The organism is Oryzomonas rubra, assembly GCF_008369015.1.
Taxonomy (GTDB): domain Bacteria; phylum Desulfobacterota; class Desulfuromonadia; order Geobacterales; family Pseudopelobacteraceae; genus Oryzomonas; species Oryzomonas japonica.
The window spans coordinates 200,466-214,524 of record NZ_SRSD01000006.1 but is presented as its reverse complement, the minus strand read 5'-3'; the positions used below and the strand labels follow the sequence as shown (position 1 = coordinate 214,524).

Sequence of the window (14,059 nt, the reverse complement as noted above, 5' to 3'; positions counted from 1 at the left end):
ATTTTATATAGACGGAGACAAATTGTATGGGAGCAGAACTGGTTATCAACGCCGCCTCCCACGAGACGCGTATCGCGCTGATTGAAAACGGCACCATTGCCGAGCTTTATATCGAGCGCAGCCGCGAAAGAGGGATTGTCGGCAACATCTACAAAGGGCGGGTCATCAGGGTGTTGCCCGGCATGCAGGCCGCCTTCGTGGACATCGGCCTGGAGAAGGCGGCATTTTTGTACGTGGCGGATGTCTTTGACGCCATTGAGGAGTATGAGTCGCTTCTGGACGAGGGCAAGAAGGAGCATGAGCCCAACGTCGAGCAATCGGAATCCGCCCATCCCGATTACAAGCCGTTGCACCCTATTGAAGAGCTGCTTCAGGAGGGACAGGAGCTGCTGGTCCAGATTTCCAAGGAGCCGATCGGCACCAAGGGCGCGCGCATCACCTCCCACATCTCCCTGCCGGGCCGCCATCTGGTGTACATGCCGACGGTGGACCATGTGGGCATTTCCCGCCGTATCGAGGACGAGGCCGAGCGGGAGCGTTTGCGTGAAATCGTCGACCGCCTCAAGCAGAGCGGTTCGGGGTATATCGTCAGGACGGTCTCGGAGGGGAAAAGCGAAGAGGATCTGCTGTCGGACATGCAGTACCTTTCCACGCTGTGGGGCGAGATCGCCAAGCGCCGGGAAAAGGCTGCGGCCCCTTCGTTGGTCCATTCCGACCTGGACGTGGTCCAGAAGGTGGTGCGCGACATCGTCACCGAGCAGGTGGACCGGATCATTGTGGACTCGAAGCCGGATTTTGACCGGATTGTCCAGTTCATCTCCACCTTCATGCCCAAGATGAAGTATTCCATCGAGCTCTACGATGACGAGGAGCCGATCTTTGACCATTTCGGTCTGGAGGTGGAGATCAGCCGGGCGCTGGGCAGAAAGGTCTGGCTGAAGAGCGGCGGCTATATCATCATCGAGCAGACCGAGGCGCTCACCGCCGTGGATGTGAATACCGGGCGCTTCGTGGGCAAGCATAATCTCGAGGACACCATCCTCAAGACCAATCTGGAGGCGGTCAAGGAAATTTCGTATCAGTTGCGGCTGCGCAATATCGGCGGCATCATCATCATCGATTTTATCGACATGGAGAAAGAGGTCAACCGGGACAAGGTCTTCACCGCGCTGGAGGAGGCCCTCAAGGGGGACAAGTCGAAGAGCAACATTCTCAAAATTTCAGAACTGGGCCTGGTGGAGATGACCCGCAAGCGTGTCCGGGAAAGCATCGGCCGGATGATGTGCGAGCCGTGCCCGTACTGCGAGGGGCGCGGTTACATCAAGTCGAAGATTACGGTATGTCATGAGATTTTTCGGGAGTTGCGCCGTGAGATGCTGGATATCAAGGGGACCAAGGCCACGGTGTCGGTCCATCCCCAAGTGGCGGACCTGCTCTACGATGAGGAGCGGCGGGGGCTGGAGGAGTTGGAAAAGCGCTTCAAGAAGCGCATTACCGTGCGGGCCAAGCCCGGCTTTCACCAGGAACAGTTCGAGATCCTGATAAACTGAACGGCTCTGTGGCCAGTGGTTGCGAAACAAAAGGCGTGGGTAGGTATAACTACCCACGCCTTTTGCGTGTGTCCCGTATGCCTGTAGAATGAGGTCTTAGGCGGCCTTCTGCTCCAGGTTCGTCTGCTGGTCATGTTGGGCCGAGAAGTATTCCATGGCCTCGCGCATGATATCGGATACGCTCTTTTTGGTCTTGCTCATCAGGTTTTCCAGGTGCTCACGCTCTTCGTCGCTGATACGCATCGAAATTACGTTGTAACGCGGATTTTCTCTCATTCTGCCCATGTTTGGTTCCTCCGTTTTTTTATGTGGTGTGATATGGCACGCTTAAGTAAGTGCTCACTCTACTGCCATATCTATGCCAAAACGGAGTATACATAAAATTAAGTAATAAAAACGGTATGTTGATAATTGGGGGTACGCCATTCGTTCTTGGCTTAGGGAAAAAGTGTGCACAATCTGGCGCACGCGTGGTCAAAAGTATACACTATTCCGGGGCCTCCTGTTCCGCTGACTTGGTCCGCACCCGCTGTACGATTTCAAGACCGTGTTTTTCCAAGAGGCGGTAAAAGGTCCGGCGGGGGATATTGGCCAGCCGGGCCGCCTTGGCCACGTTGCCGCCGGTTTCTTCGAGATAGCGCTGGATCAGGTTTTTTTCGGTGCGGCTGATGTGCAGCTCCCGTTCGGCTTTGAACGAGGCATGGCGGCGGTTGACCTCTCCGTTGCTGCACCGTTCGTAGGTGTCGGCAAAGATGGTGGGAAGGTTCTCCAGCCTGATGATCGTGCCTTTGGTGAGGACCGAGGAGCGCTCGATAACGTTCTGCATCTCGCGGATATTGCCGGGCCAGGGGTAGTGCTGCATGGCCTTGACGGCCCGGTCCTCGATCCCGGCAATGTTCTTGTTCAGTTTTTTGCGGGCCTTGTCGAGGAAATGCTCGGCCAGGCTCGGGATGGAGTCCTGCCGGTTGCGCAGCGGCGGCAGATGAATATTGAAGACGTTCAGGCGGTAGTAGAGGTCTTCGCGGAACCACCCTTCGCTCACGCCCTGTTCCAGGTTCTTGTTGGTGGCGGCAATCAGGCGCACATCAACCTTTTTGGGCGCCGCCCCCCCCACCGGCCGCACCTCGCCCAGGTCGAGAACCCGCAAAAGCTCCGCCTGCAGCTTGGGGGTGATATCCCCGATCTCGTCCAGGAAGATGGTGCCGCCATTGGCGGCCTCGAAGAGCCCTTTCTTGTCGCCGATGGCGCCGGTGAATGCCCCTTTCTTGTGACCGAACAGCTCACTCTCCAGCAGGGAGTCGGTAATGGTCGTGCAGTTGACCGTGACCAGCGGTTTGTCGTTGCGCAGGCTCAGGCGGTGGATGGCCCGGGCCGTCAACTCCTTGCCGGTGCCGGTCTCGCCCCTGATGAGGACCGTGGTCGGCGTCGGCCCCACTTGGCGGATCAGTTCCAACACCTCCTGAATCTTGCTGTCGTTCCCCACAATCGGGTCGTCGCCCAACTGTCGGTCCAGTTCGCGCCGGATCAACTCGTACTTCTGCATCAACCGACCCCGGTCGTCCTCAACCTGCTGCAAATTGTGGGGGAGGCACATCTCGATGTCCGCCAATCCCTGAAAAACGGCCACGGCATGTTCCCGGCAGGTGTTATAGCCGCAGGCGCGGCAATTGAGCTCGTCGCTTTGCGTAAACTTGTTGGTGGAGTGCAGGATGCGTTTGATGTCGTCTTTGCCCGGACTCGGCAGCCGGCATGATTTGTTCGAGTAGGGGCGCATCAGGTCGGGTATGGATGTCGTGGAGCGGTAGTGTGGCGCCGTTTTGTAGGGGAGCGTGCTGTCGTTGTAATTGACGATCAGTTTGCGCTTGTAAAAATGATTCAGGGTCTGATCGCGGGCGGGGCCATCGACGCAGCCGCCGTCACAGAGTCGTAAATCCACAAAGGATGGAGTGATCCGCCCGGCGGCAAGATCGCGGATGATGTCGATGGCGTGATTTTCGCCCTCGGCGGAGATGATCTCCGTATCCAGGAAATCCGGTTCAACCTCGAACACCTTGAGCGGGCCGCCGGTAAGGGTGAATATGCGTGCGTTATCCGGGTCAAGACCATCGAAGGGCGCTTCCGCCAGGGACGCTGGGTTGATGCCGCGGCCCTTGAAGAATTTGTCGATCTCCTGGTAGGTGAGGACCACGTCGATGGCGCTGGACGATTCCGCCGCCTGTACCTCGAATTTGCCGGCAATGCAGGTGCTGATATAGATGACCTTGGTATCCTTGCCGAGGATGCCCTTGATGAAACGCCCCATGGCGATCATGGGTGAAACGACCCCCGCCAGGTTCGGGATCAGCTTGGGGTAATGGCGTTCGATCAGGCTGACCACCGCAGGGCAGTGGGAGGAGACCAGGGGGATCTCGGTCTGTCGCAGCACCTCTTTGTACGCGTCGGCAATCATGCGGGCGCCGTAGGCCCCCTCATGCACCTCGCAGAAACCGAGATTTTTCAAGGCGGCCACCAACTGTCCGGGGGTGATGGCGTGGAAGAATGCCGGGAAGGAACACCCCAGCACGGCCACAACGGGCGCGCCCGATGTCAGCAGTTCTTGGGTCTGTCCCATTCTGTCCACCACGGCCTTTGCCTGTTGCGGGCAACTCAGGCAGTTGCCGCAGCCGATGCAGCGGTTATACATGATTTGGGCAAATCCGTTGTCAACCTTGATGGCCTTTACCGGGCAGCTGCGTACGCACGAGTAGCAGAGCCGGCAACGCTCCTTGAAGGTGATGATCGGTTCCATGGCGGTGTCCCTTGCATTTTGTGGAGTGATATTGTGGAATAATATACTGAAAACGGAAAGTGTGCAAGGAGTGACACAGTGGTGGTAGTTTTTTTACATGGCCGTTGTTACCGGAACCATGATGTGGCCGTTTGGGACAGCCGTACATCATGGCCACTATTGCCATGGTTCTTGGACCGGCCAGTGGGATGTCATTCCCGGGTGGGGGCAATAAAGAAGCCGCTCATTGCCGAATTCGGGCAGTGGGCGGCCATGTGGTTTCGCCGGAAGGTGGGGCTGCAGATATTACTTTTTGCCCTGAGCCGTTTCTGCCGCTTTTTGGGCTGCCGATTCCGTCGCTTCTTCTGCCGGGCTGAACGTTTGGGGCGCCGCCGCAGTAGTCTGTGCCACCTGTTGGGTCTGTGGGGCCGGGCTTGCTTGCGGTGCCGGTGTGGCCGTTGTTGCTTTGATATTCAGGTAGCTGTCTACCGTTTTCACATCCACGCCCATCTTCAGGGCGATTTGTGCCGGGCTCTGCCCGGCCAGTTTCAATGATTTCGCAAGAGCCGTACCGGTGAGTTCAACGGTATCGTGTTGTGGTTGTGACGGCTCCGGTGTCGAAGCAGCGGGTGCGGCGGATGCTGCGGGCGTCAAAGCTGTACCTTGTGTTTGCGGTGATACGACGTTCCCTGAAATCCCATTGATGTCCATAGAGCCACTCTCCTTTTTCCCGTGATTCTGGTCGCAAAAGCTGCGCATTTCATGGTGTCGACCACGACGTGATCGGCGCAGCAATGCCCTGTGAGGTGACGATAGAGGTGAAGACTTAGGTGAGACTTAGGGAGTGTGCACATTTTGAGGTTGACGGAAAGAATCCTGAATCCGTGAGGGGGCCCCTCTCAAGCGGCGTCTACCGGGCGGAAATAGATAACGAAACAGGGCTCCTGCGGCACCTTCCCGGTTACGAAGCGTGACGGTCCCGCCCAACCGGTCGGCAATACTGCGCACGATGGCCAGTCCCAGGCCGCTGCCGGTTTCATCGGTGCCAATGACCCGGTAAAACGGTTCAAAGATCCTCTTCTCCTCGTCGGACGGAATCCCCCGGCCGTTGTCGGCCACCTGAAAGACCACCCGGCCTTCCTCGCGGTACAGTTCCACATCCACGATCCCGCCGGCCGGGGTATAGCGGACGGCATTATCGACGGCGTTACGCATCAGGATGGCCAGCGCATCGGCAGGGGCATTCACGACTACCTCCTCAAGGCGTTCACAACCCAGGTCGATCCCCTTGGCCGCGGCCAGCGGCATCACATCCTCGAGCACCTGCTGGACAAGGCGGTCCAGACGAAATTCGACCGCGGGAACGGCACTGGATTGTTGCCGCGCCAGAGAGAGTAATTGATCCAGCAGCGAGCGGGTACGGGCCAGACCTTCCTTGAGGTGCCGGAGGCGCTCCCCGCGCTCCTGGGGCTGGTCGCTCCGCTCCAGGTTTTCCGCCTGCAAGGTCAGGGCTGTCAAAGGCGAGCGCAACTCGTGGGCGGCATCGGCGATGAAACGGCGTTGTTGTGCGAGCGTATCGTCGAGCCGCTGCATCAGGCCGTTGATGGACGTTACAAATGGCCTGATCTCCTTGGGAACGCCGCCTTCGGGGAGCGTTGTCAGATTGGTGTCGTCCCGTTGGTCCAACTGCCGGGAAAGGCTGGCGACCGGTGCGAGCGAGCGCCGGACGAGCCAGGCGGTCAACAGGCTCAGGAAGGGCACCAGCAGCAACACCGGCACCAGGGTACGCAGGCCGCTGCCCCGGGCGGTCTCGTTGCGAACGGCCGTCGGCTGCCCCACCGCAATCCTCAAGCCCGACGGCAGGGTACGAACAAACAACCGCCAGGTTTCGCCCTGACCGTTGATGGTCTGGAGTCCTTCCGGGAGGTCGGGCGGAATCATGGGCCGCGTGATCTGGGTGGTCTGCCTCGCCGGTACCGGCGTCCCCAGGGGGATGATGATGATCCGCGCATCGGGGTCGTGCCGTTCCTCTGCCTTGGTTATTCCGGCCCATGGTTCCACGGTCTTGTCGGAACGCCCGACCAGCAGCGCCACCTGTTGGAGCTGGTCATCCTGCAGCTCCTGGGCCTCCCGAAAGGCCAAAAAAAAGGAACATCCGCCGGCGGCTATGCCGCTGATGATCGTTACCAGGGCAATCCAGCCGGAAAGTTGTCGATGCAGGGAGGTATTCATGGGTGCCGATCCACCATCCATCCCAACCCCCTCACGTTTCTGATCGCTTCACTGCCGAGTTTCTTGCGCACGGAGTGGATCAGAAACTCGACGGCATTGCTCTCGACCTCCTCGTTCCAACCATAGATGCGGGTTTCCAGATCCTGGCGCGACAGGATGGCGCCGGGCCGTACCAACAGCGCCTGCAATAGGGCGAACTCCCGGGCGGACAGGCGGCAGCGCCGCTCGCCGAAGCCGGCCTCCTTGGTCACCGGATCGAGGCACAGAGCACCGTTGGTTAACAGCACCGCAACCTGCCCCCCCTTGCGCCGGGCAACGGCCCGCATGCGGGCCAGCAACTCCCCCGCGGCGAACGGCTTGACCAGATAGTCATCCGCCCCCAGATCCAACCCCCTGATTCGGTCATCCAAGCCGTCCCGAGCCGTAACGATCAGCACGGCGGTTGCGTCGCCACGGCTGCGCATCCGCTCCAGAACCACCAAGCCGTCCTCTTTGGGCAGCCCCAGGTCAAGGAGCATCACGTCGTACTCGCCGGTCTCGACGGCATCCAAAGCCTGGTCACCGTCCCGCACCCAGTCCACGGCATAGGCGGCATCCTTCAACGCCTGCATCGTCGCTTCACCGATCATCCGGTCGTCTTCAACCAGTAGCACCCGCATCAGATCTCCTGTAATTCACCGTGATTCCTCAAATATACCACATCGGCCCTGCGCGGCAACAGCAGGGCCGACAGCGCCAACGCCGTCAGATAGACCATCCCCCAGGCCCAGATGATGTCGCTTAGGAAATGCCCTCCCTGGGCTATGCGGGCATAGCTCATGAGCAGGCCGAAGACAAGGCCGCCCGCCAGCCACCTCCCGGCAAGCGCAGGCTTGGTGCGGCGATAGATGAAGAACGGCGCAGCCAGGTAGAACGCCGCCGAACCGTGGCCGCAGGGGAAGGAGCGCCCCTGGCCGTCGATGCCCGGCTGCCAGGGGTGGAGAAACTGCTTGGAACCGCCGAATTGCACGATCTCACGGGGCCGTGGCCGGCCCCAGTGGTCCTTGAAAACGGCATTTACCAGCACCCCAGGCCCCAGGGCCAGGAGCAGGACCAGAAAAATTCCTTGACGGCGCCACGGGCGCCAGGAAGATTTCGAGTTGCCGTAGCAGGCGGCACACAGGCCAAAGAGCGCTATGGCGAGTGCCGGGTACCGGTCCAGGCGATAGAGCAGTTTCCAGGGGAACCGCTCCCCGACCGGCCACCCGCCGGACTGGTAGAAATGGGACGAGACCACCAGATCTGCCCCGGTAGCGGCAATTATGGCCGTGGCTACCGTCAGAAATACCAGTACGAGCAACGCCTCGCGCCATGTGTTCGCCTGCATAGAGTCTCCTGTTCTCAATCAGTGGTGTTTCTGTGCGGCCATTTGCGGAAAACTGTACAGGCTTATCAGTATTAACGTAAGAAGCACCGCCGATGCCGAGTAACGGCTGAGCGCCAGCCCTCCGGAGCTGTGCGGTTTGTCGAGCAGGTCGCCTACCACCGCCCCAAGCGGGCGCGTGAGGATGAATGCCGTCCAGAAAAGCGTCGTACGGGATATGCGTGTCCAGTAATATGCGGCAACAACAGCCACCAGCAGCATGGTGAACACAACGACGCCTTTCGCGTAGCCAAACCCTGCCGTATCAGCGGTCCAGTCCCCAAGCGCGGTGCCGAGGGTCTGGGAAAACATGATCGTCACCCAGTAAAATATCTCTGCCTTTTTTGTCCGTACCGTATCGATGGAGACGGACCCCATGGTGCGATACCAGGTGGATAGGGAAGCCACGAGTAGGACAAACAGAATCGATGCGCCCCCGGCATAGCCAATACCCAGGGAACGGTCGAAAAAATCGGCCAGCGTAGTACCTACCGTAGTCGTTGCGATGATGGTCGTCCAATACAAAAGCGGGTGATAGCGCTTGGCCGAGACCTGGGCGGTGACGGCGACGGCAAAAAGTACGGCGAAGAGTGCCGTCCCAACAAGATAGCCCAGGTTCATGGACATGGATACTGCGTCGCCGCCGGTTTCACCAAGGGTGGTGGCGGCGATTTTGATGATCCAGAAGACGAGTACCACCTCTGGAACCTTGCTTACGTTCTCTTTAACGGTGCTGTTCATGCTTGATCTTTCTCCGTGCGGTGATTTCATGCGAGTTTTCCGAAGCTTTTTACGTATGACGTTACTTCAATATCCAGCCACGCCGGATCAGCGGCGTGGCCACCAAGCGATAAAATGCCAGGACGGGCCGGTAGAACCGCCCGATAAGGTGTCGTCTCTGGTACAGGGCCAACCGGGCAGCGACCAGTGCTACCATGGCTGCGCCTGCCATGTCCAACGGGAAATGCACTCCCAGGTAGATCCGCGCCCAGGCCACCGGCAGCCCCAACAACGCGAGGGCAAGGCCTGCTGCCCGGGTGCGTTCGTGCAACAGCAGGCTGAAGGCCACCGCCCAGATCAGGGTCGCATGATCGCTGGGGAAGGATGAGTCCGGGGCATGGGCGAGAAAGGTGTGCCCCAGGCCGATCATAAAGGGGCGCGGATGCTGCCAGAGGAGGCCGATCCCCTGATTGATCAGCAGCCCGGCTCCACCCGATGCCGCCGCCTCCAGCATCAGCCTGCGCTGTCGTCCATCCCCGCGGAGCCAGCCGAGTGCCAGGAACAGCGGTATCAGCCAGATACTCCACTCGGCCAGCCCACGCGCCAAGGCCAGTAGCAATGCCTGGGGGTGCGCCGGGGCGTTGATCGTCAAAAACAGTGCTTCGTTAAATTTTTCCATGGCAATTTCGCGGCGGGAGATGGGGGTTCCCGGCCGGTGATTTCCTCTGCTTTCTAAGATGGCTCAATCTTTTTCCTGCGATTCAGACTGTTTTTTCCTTGGGGCATCGTTGCGGCGATGTCGTATGATAGAACTCTATAGGGGGAAACTTAGCTGATGATTAGCTGGGGAATTTTTTGGCGAAACCGGTTGGGGCTGCACGGGCTGATGGTTTGAAGCGATGGATACTGGTGATGTCCTGTGTGTGGGACGGATCTGGGGCTGGAACGCAAAAGGCCGCATACAGTGATGTATGCGGCCTTTTTTTGTTTTCCTTCAAGAGGAAAGGGAATTACTTGGCAGCCGGAGCAGCAGCGTCAGCAGCAGGAGCGGCTTCTTTTTTCTCAGCTTTTTTTGCTTTCTTTGCTTTTTTTGCTTTCTTAGCCGGTTTCTTCACTTCTTTTTTTTCAGCAGCCGGAGCAGCGGCGTCAGCAGCAGGAGCAGCAGCGTCAGCAGCGAAAACAACAGCCGAGAAGGACAGGGCTACGATAGCGGCAACGATGGTGGAGAGAACTTTTTTCATTTGTACTACCTCCGAAGAAATTTAAAAACCTGCGAAAGAAAAAAGCATAAGTGGTGCCAATTGTGGTCAATGTGTGAAAATTATGAATAATCAGCGGGTTGTATTTTTTTGTTTTTGAGGCGTGGATTTTTTGTGCCCGATATGGGGTATTGGTCGCCCCAAATAAGCCATTTTATGTATATAAGCGCTATATAATTTAAGGATGGTGCTTTCCGCTTTTGCCGCCCTGTCCTTCAGGCAAGCTCCTTTCAAGGGCAGGTGCGGATGTCGTGCCACCCGGTTGCGGGGCAAAGGCTCAGACGCCCATCACCTTGACCGGAGGGCGCCTCTGGCGTACCATACATCCCAATGGGCAACCTCGGAAAGGACCGCCGGCAATGCCGGAAACTGCCATGAATGTTACGCTCCGCAAAGACCGGTCCGGCATCTGGAGCCGTGCGCAACGGTGCTGCGACCTGAAGAGTTGGCAGCGCCTCTGGCTGGTGACGGGGGGCGCGTATCTGCTCATGCTTGTCGCCACCGGTTGGCTGCTCATGCCGGAGCGCCGGCAGGTGGACAAGGCCATGGTGTTCGCCGTTACGGAAGAGGTGCGCCGGTACGACGGTCTCGCCTTTGTGGGGGATTCCCCCGAGAAGATATTCGAAATGGCCCGCACCCGGGGATATGGCCCATGGATCGCCCAGGTCCGCAAGACCTACCGGATCGGCCGGGAGGGTGATAGGGGCTTTGACAGGATAGAAAGGGAATACCGCCAGGCCGTGGAAACCCTGACATCGAGACGCCTGAAGTTGTCGGGCTGGCTCTTTGTCGCCTGGGCCGTACCCATGGGGGGGCTCTACGCCATGGGCAGCCTGGTCGGCTGGATCAGGCAGGGGAGATCGTGACCGTTTCCAAAGTTCAACTTCGCCTCGACTCCATCGAATGCCATGGCATGGTGATCCCGTTCCAGTACTGCCATGCCCGGCGCAGGACCCTGGGCATGACGGTCAGGCCGGACAAGTCGGTGATCGTCAGGGTTCCGGTACGCACCTCCCTCGGGGAGATACGGGACTTCGTCTCCCGGCGGGCCGTGTGGATCGCCAAGGTATGGCGGGAGTTCGACAGCACGCCGCCCAAGCCTCACCAAACATACGACAACGGCGCGACCTTCTGGTTCCAGGGGCGGGGGTATGGATTAAGCCTGGAGCGGGGCACGGCGGAAGCGGTGGCGCTCAGGGGGGACGCGTTGGTGGTTGCCGCCCCGGGCGAATTGGACCCTCGGGCCACGCGCCTGCTCATCGACGCATGGTACCGCGATCAGGCGGCGGGGATCTTTCGGGAACGGGCAATCGAGTGCCACCGGAGGATGGGGGAGGAAGACCTTCCCCTTCCCTCCATCGTGATCCGCTCCATGAAAAGCCGCTGGGGGAGCTATTCGTACCGCACCGGCCGCATAGCCCTCAACCTCCACCTCATCAAAGCCCCTCCGGCGTGTCTCGACTACGTGATCATCCACGAGTTGTGCCATATCAGGGCGCGGCACCACGGACCCGGCTTCTGGAACCTGGTCGAGCGTTACGTGCCGGACCACGCCGGGCTGCGCAAGCAACTCAACGGCATCAGGTAGCGCTGCCCGCCGCCGCGCAGCCTTCGTATACCGGGGAGCACGCCGCCTGCATTGACATATGGCACAGCAGTGATTACTCTTTCTGCAAAGAATACCTCGGTTAAAAGGAGCCACGATGAAAAATAGATATCTGTTGGTGGTGGTTTTCAGCCTGGTGGCCATGCTGGCAGGCACAACCCTCGTCACCGTCGACGCAGAGGCCCGCGCCGGCGGCGGCAAATCCTTCGGCAGCCGCGGGTCGCGCAGCTATTCCCAGCCGGTGTCGCCCTCTTCGCAGCCCCGCCCCAGCCAGCAGGCTGCGCCCCAGCCGTTCTCGCCGTCGCCCTACCAGGCTCCCCAGCCTGCCGGCGGCGGTTTCCTGCACAGCATGGCCGGCGGTCTTGCGGGCGGCCTGCTGGGCGGTATGCTGTTCCGCAGCCTCGGTTTCGGCGGCGGGATGGGAGGAGGCTTTGGCGGCGGGATCGGGCTGTTCGAGATCATCCTGATCGCCGGGATCATTTACCTGGTCTACCGGATCGTCAAAGGAAGGCGTAATGAGGCCGCCCCCTACCAGAGCCCCTCTGCCATGGGAGGGTACTCCGAGCCCGAGGCGCCCCGGCCCATCCAGCCGGCCTACGCCGATATCGCCGGCGACCTTGCGGCGGGCCTCTCCCACATCAGGCAGATGGACCCCGGTTTCGATGAACAACGCTTCGCGGACGGGGTCATGGATATCTTTTTCAAGATCCAGGGCGCCTGGATGAACAGGGACCTCAGCAGTGTGACCCCGTTATTGACCCCGGATATGCGGCGCATCTTCCAGGAGGATATCGACCGGCTGCTGCGCGAGCACAGGGTGAACCGGCTGGAGAATATCGCCGTGCGCAACGTGGAGGTCAGCGAGGCGTGGCAGGAGTCGGGCCAGGACTATATCACGGCCCTGATCTACGCCAACCTGCTGGACTACACGACCGACGACGCGAGCGGCCAGGTGGTGGAGGGGAGCAAGACCGATCCGGTGAAATTCGAGGAGTTCTGGACCTTTACCCGGCCGGTGGGCAACAACCCGTGGCAGCTTTCGGGGATTAACCAGAAATAATTTTATTTGGGAAGTCGCGAACGGGAACGGCCCGGCCAGTCAATGTACTGGTCGGGCCGTTCTGTTTGTGGCTATGGTGTTCCTGAATCCGGGAGGCCTTCACGGATTCAGGGCCTCGTTCAGACCACCCGGATGAAGAACTCGGGGCAGCCGGAACCGCAGTAGCCGCACAGCACGCAGGCCGCCTCGTCCACCACCGCCTTGCCCCCCACCAGCGACAGCGCCTTGCTGCCGCAGATTTCGATGCATTTGCCGCATCCCTTGCAGAACTGCTCCATGATCAACAGCTTGCGGCGCCGGCTTTCCAGCCCTTGCCAGACCGCCTCATCCATCGCCTCGCGCTCGAAGAAGGCGACGTTGGCGTCGATCTCCTGTTCGGAAAGCATGCCGACGGCGACCCCGTGGATGCCTTCCAGGCCAGCCACGAAGGCCATGCTTTGGCGCGCCTCGGCGATCAGGTTGCCCCCCGCCAGCGCCTTCATGGCATAGACCCCCTGGCCGGAACGGGCGCAGGCGGCGATGGCCAAGGCCATCTCTGCGGCGGTTCCATCCAGGATGCCCATGCCGTTCTTGTTGATCAGGGGGTGGACCACCTCGAACTCCGGGTGGGAAACGGCCTTGCGGAAGGCCTCGATATAGTGGGAGGAGAATCCCACATGGGCGATCTTCCCCTCCTGCTTCATGGTGAGGAGCGCTTCCAGCACCTCGGCCCGTTCCGTGAAGGGGTCGGCCACCCGGGCGCCGTGGATATGCACGATATCGAGCCGTTCCCTGCCCAGTTCCCGCAGGGCCTGTTCCACATGTGCGCGGGCGGTGGCTGCGTCGGCGGCATGGGTCTTGGTCGCGATGGTCACCTCGCCCCGCCAGCCGTCCAGCCCTTCCCGGACATGGGGATAGGTCCCGTAGAGGGCGGCCGTGTCGAGCATGGTGACTCCCTGCTCAAGGGCATGGCGGATGAGCCTGCCTCCCTCGCGGGGGGTAATGCCGGCCTGGAGGGGCCCCAGGGGGAGGGTGCCGTAGATGAGCGGAAAGATGCCGATGCCGGTGGCGCCGAGTTGTACCCGTTTCACGCCGGCTCCTGCTCCGTATCGCCGTTGATCGCCGCTCGCAGCAGGTTGCTCGGCTTGAAGGTGAGCACCCTCCGGGGGTCGAGTATGATCGATTCTCCGGTCTGGGGGTTCCGGCCGCGCCGGGCATTCTTCTGCTTGACCTCAAACTTGCCGAAGCCCGAGATCTTGACCTCCTGACCGGTTTCCAGGGTAGCCTTGACGATACTGAAAACCGATTCAACCAGATCGTAGGATTCCTTTTTGGCGAATCCGCACGTTCTGGATACGTTCTCCACGATGTCTGCTTTGGTCATGTTTGCCTCTCATCTGAGTAATAATTCAGAAACATACACTAAATGACTCAGTTATCGCAAGCCCGGCGAAAAAAATTTCGCAACCGGGCAAACTTGACAT

The 14,059-nt window shown here is 59.9% G+C and carries 15 protein-coding genes; 4 read left to right on the top strand and 11 right to left on the bottom strand.

What is annotated here, in order from left to right; translation table 11 throughout:
- The first annotated feature begins 26 nt into the window (after positions 1 to 26).
- Positions 27 to 1,550 carry an Rne/Rng family ribonuclease gene (locus ET418_RS11515; RefSeq protein WP_149307766.1) on the top strand — a complete coding sequence of 508 codons (1,524 nt, stop codon included), beginning with the start codon at positions 27 to 29 and terminating at the stop codon, positions 1,548 to 1,550.
- Between the two features lie 96 nt (positions 1,551 to 1,646).
- Here ET418_RS11515 and ET418_RS11510 read toward each other — a convergent pair whose 3' ends face one another.
- From ET418_RS11510 to ET418_RS11470, 9 genes are all read right to left on the bottom strand, one after another.
- Positions 1,647 to 1,835, bottom strand: a complete 189-nt coding sequence (locus tag ET418_RS11510; protein WP_149307765.1) for a ribbon-helix-helix domain-containing protein — start codon at positions 1,833 to 1,835, stop codon at positions 1,647 to 1,649.
- 202 nt (positions 1,836 to 2,037) lie between these two features.
- A complete protein-coding gene (locus tag ET418_RS11505; protein ID WP_149307764.1) occupies positions 2,038 to 4,338 on the bottom strand; it encodes a sigma 54-interacting transcriptional regulator in 2,301 nt (766 codons plus the stop codon).
- Positions 4,339 to 4,623: 285 nt separating this feature from the next.
- Positions 4,624 to 5,028, bottom strand: a complete 405-nt coding sequence (locus ET418_RS11500) for a hypothetical protein (RefSeq protein WP_149307763.1) — start codon at positions 5,026 to 5,028, stop codon at positions 4,624 to 4,626.
- Positions 5,029 to 5,154: 126 nt separating this feature from the next.
- On the bottom strand, positions 5,155 to 6,570 hold the full coding sequence (locus tag ET418_RS11495; RefSeq protein ID WP_149307762.1) for an ATP-binding protein: 1,416 nt from the start codon (positions 6,568 to 6,570) through the stop codon (positions 5,155 to 5,157).
- On the bottom strand, positions 6,546 to 7,208 hold the full coding sequence (locus ET418_RS11490; protein ID WP_149307761.1) for a response regulator: 663 nt from the start codon (positions 7,206 to 7,208) through the stop codon (positions 6,546 to 6,548). Before ET418_RS11490 ends, ET418_RS11495 begins: the two co-directional genes overlap by 25 nt.
- Entirely contained in the window at positions 7,208 to 7,915 is a 708-nt protein-coding gene (locus ET418_RS11485) for a phosphatase PAP2 family protein (protein WP_149307760.1), read from the bottom strand. Before ET418_RS11485 ends, ET418_RS11490 begins: the two co-directional genes overlap by 1 nt.
- A gap of 18 nt (positions 7,916 to 7,933) precedes the next feature.
- Positions 7,934 to 8,692, bottom strand: coding sequence for a COG4705 family protein (locus tag ET418_RS11480; protein ID WP_149307759.1), 759 nt, complete (start codon positions 8,690 to 8,692; stop codon positions 7,934 to 7,936).
- Between the two features lie 61 nt (positions 8,693 to 8,753).
- On the bottom strand, positions 8,754 to 9,350 hold the full coding sequence (locus ET418_RS11475; RefSeq protein ID WP_149307758.1) for an undecaprenyl-diphosphatase: 597 nt from the start codon (positions 9,348 to 9,350) through the stop codon (positions 8,754 to 8,756).
- Between the two features lie 331 nt (positions 9,351 to 9,681).
- The gene (locus ET418_RS11470) at positions 9,682 to 9,912 is read right to left on the bottom strand and encodes a hypothetical protein (protein WP_149211975.1); all 231 of its coding nucleotides are present in this window, start codon (positions 9,910 to 9,912) and stop codon (positions 9,682 to 9,684) included.
- A gap of 392 nt (positions 9,913 to 10,304) precedes the next feature.
- Between ET418_RS11470 and ET418_RS11465 the strand changes: the two genes are divergently transcribed.
- From ET418_RS11465 to ET418_RS11455, 3 genes are all read left to right on the top strand, one after another.
- Positions 10,305 to 10,796 carry a hypothetical protein gene (locus ET418_RS11465; protein WP_149307757.1) on the top strand — a complete coding sequence of 164 codons (492 nt, stop codon included), beginning with the start codon at positions 10,305 to 10,307 and terminating at the stop codon, positions 10,794 to 10,796.
- Entirely contained in the window at positions 10,793 to 11,518 is a 726-nt protein-coding gene (locus ET418_RS11460; RefSeq protein WP_149307756.1) for a M48 family metallopeptidase, read from the top strand. The genes ET418_RS11465 and ET418_RS11460 overlap by 4 nt, the downstream gene beginning before the upstream one ends.
- Before the next feature lie 115 nt (positions 11,519 to 11,633).
- On the top strand, positions 11,634 to 12,596 hold the full coding sequence (locus tag ET418_RS11455; RefSeq protein WP_149307755.1) for a TIM44-like domain-containing protein: 963 nt from the start codon (positions 11,634 to 11,636) through the stop codon (positions 12,594 to 12,596).
- A 119-nt stretch (positions 12,597 to 12,715) separates the two neighbouring features.
- Here the strand turns inward: ET418_RS11455 and ET418_RS11450 are convergent, their stop codons facing one another.
- Both ET418_RS11450 and ET418_RS11445 read right to left on the bottom strand, forming a co-directional pair.
- On the bottom strand, positions 12,716 to 13,666 hold the full coding sequence (locus ET418_RS11450; protein WP_149307754.1) for an aldo/keto reductase: 951 nt from the start codon (positions 13,664 to 13,666) through the stop codon (positions 12,716 to 12,718).
- The gene (locus ET418_RS11445) at positions 13,663 to 13,959 is read right to left on the bottom strand and encodes an integration host factor subunit alpha (protein ID WP_149307753.1); all 297 of its coding nucleotides are present in this window, start codon (positions 13,957 to 13,959) and stop codon (positions 13,663 to 13,665) included. Before ET418_RS11445 ends, ET418_RS11450 begins: the two co-directional genes overlap by 4 nt.
- Between the last annotated feature and the right edge of the window lie 100 nt (positions 13,960 to 14,059).